This window comes from Mesorhizobium sp. M4A.F.Ca.ET.090.04.2.1 (assembly GCF_003999085.1).
In the GTDB taxonomy this organism is placed as follows: Bacteria; Pseudomonadota; Alphaproteobacteria; order Rhizobiales; family Rhizobiaceae; genus Mesorhizobium.
This window is the reverse complement of record NZ_RZOT01000768.1, coordinates 1-1,894: the sequence shown is the minus strand read 5'-3', so window position 1 is coordinate 1,894 and position 1,894 is coordinate 1. Positions and strand designations below refer to the sequence as shown.

At 64.7% G+C, this 1,894-nt stretch carries 1 protein-coding gene; it reads left to right on the top strand.

Annotated elements, in window-relative coordinates:
- The first annotated feature begins 364 nt into the window (after positions 1-364).
- Positions 365-1,741 carry an MFS transporter gene (locus EN781_RS31565; protein WP_126057579.1) on the top strand — a complete coding sequence of 459 codons (1,377 nt, stop codon included), beginning with the start codon at positions 365-367 and terminating at the stop codon, positions 1,739-1,741.
- The last annotated feature ends 153 nt before the right edge of the window (positions 1,742-1,894 follow it).

The following is a 1,894-nucleotide window of genomic DNA, read 5'->3' as shown; positions in this document are numbered from 1 at the left end:
TACAAAACGAAGCCGCTCGTCCATGATGCCAGTCTCTCGCCAAACCATCGCCGGGTCCTCCGGCGAGGGAGAAAACTGTCACCTATGCAATCGGTCCATTCTGTTACCTATCTATCCGGTTCGGACACCGGGCATTTCTCCCCGTATAGTGACGGGGAGAAAGGGCTGGCCGCGGCCTCGGCGCTCCTTTTTGGAACGCTGGTGATTGGCGAAATCCGCGGCGACAGCGCCCCTCTCCCCGTCTCTATACGGGGAGAGGATGCCGGAAGGCAGGTGAGGGGCAGCACGAACATTTGCCAGTTTGCATGCTCATGAAAAACATGCAGACATGGCGCCCGACGCGGGGCGGGCCGAGGGAATCATCATGGCGGTAGAGACAGTGCAGCGGGCGTCGGGGCGCGGCATCTGGGGCTGGATGTTCTTCGACTGGGCGGCGCAGCCTTTCTTCACCCTCGTCACCACCTTCATCTTCGGGCCTTATTTCGTCGAGCGCATGGCGAGCGATCCGACCACCGGCCAGGCCGCCTGGGGTTACGGCATAGCCGCCGCCGGGCTGGTCATCGCGGTGCTTTCGCCGGTGCTCGGCTCGATCGCCGACCAGACCGGGCCGCGCAAGCCGTGGATCGCCTTCTTCGCGGCGATCAAGATCACCAGCCTCACGCTCCTTTGGTTCGCGGCACCGGGTTCGAACCTGTTCCTGGTGGTGATGCTCTTCTCGCTTGCCTCGGTGGCGGCGGAATTCTCCACCGTGTTCAACGATTCGATGATGCCTCGCTTGGTGCCCAAGGAGGACATCGGCAGGATTTCCAATGTCGCCTGGGGGCTCGGCTATCTCGGCGGCATGATCGCGCTGATCTTCGTCGTGTTGTTTTTGGCCGGCTCGTCGGAGACCGGCAAGACCATCATCGGCGTCGACCCGCTGCTCGGGCTCGACCCGAAGCTCGGTGAGGATGCGCGCGCCACCGGACCGCTGTCGGCCGGCTGGTATTTCCTGTTCATCCTGCCGATGTTCTTCTTCACCCCCGACGCCAGCAAGGGAATTGCGATGGGGCCGGCGGTGCGCGAGGGCCTGTCGGAACTCAAGTCCACGCTGTTCGAGGTGCGCAGGCGCGCCGGGATATTCCGCTTCCTCGTCGCCCGCATGATCTATCAGGACGGTGTCAACGCGCTGCTGGCGCTCGGCGGCACCTTCGCCGCCGGCATGTTCCATTGGTCGACCATCGAGATCGGCATGTTCGGCATCATCCTCAATGTCGTCGCCATCTTTGGCTGCTGGATCGCCGCCCGCCTCGACACTGCCCTCGGCTCCAAGGCGGTGGTGATGATCGCGCTGGTCATGCTGTCGGTCGCCACCGTCGGTGTCGTCTCGACCGGACCGGGCTTCACGCTGCTCGGCCTGATCCAGCTCTCGACTGCCGATTCCGGCGGCAACTTCGGCACCGCTGCCGAAAAGGCCTACATCCTTTACGGCCTGCTTATCGGCCTGGCCTTCGGGCCGGTCCAGGCCTCATCCCGCTCCTACATGGCGCGCAGCGTCACGGCGGCCGAGTCCGGCCGCTATTTCGGCATCTACGCGCTGGCCGGGCGGGCGACGAGTTTCCTCGCGCCCTTCATGGTGGCGACGATCACCGCCGTCAGCGACTCGGCGCGGCTCGGCATGGCGGCGATCATCCTGTTCCTCGGCATCGGCCTGGCGATCCTGGTGAAGACGCCGTACCCGGCGGATCGGCCGGTGGAGTAGCACCCTCTTCCCCTTCTCCCCCTGTGGGAGAAGGTGTCGCCGAAGGCGACGGATGAGGGGTGCTCCAGCTTGGCGACGAGTTGGAAATCGCCGCCGCCTCACTCCGTCACGTACCCCTCATCCGCCTCGGCGCTACGCGCCGATCCACCTTCT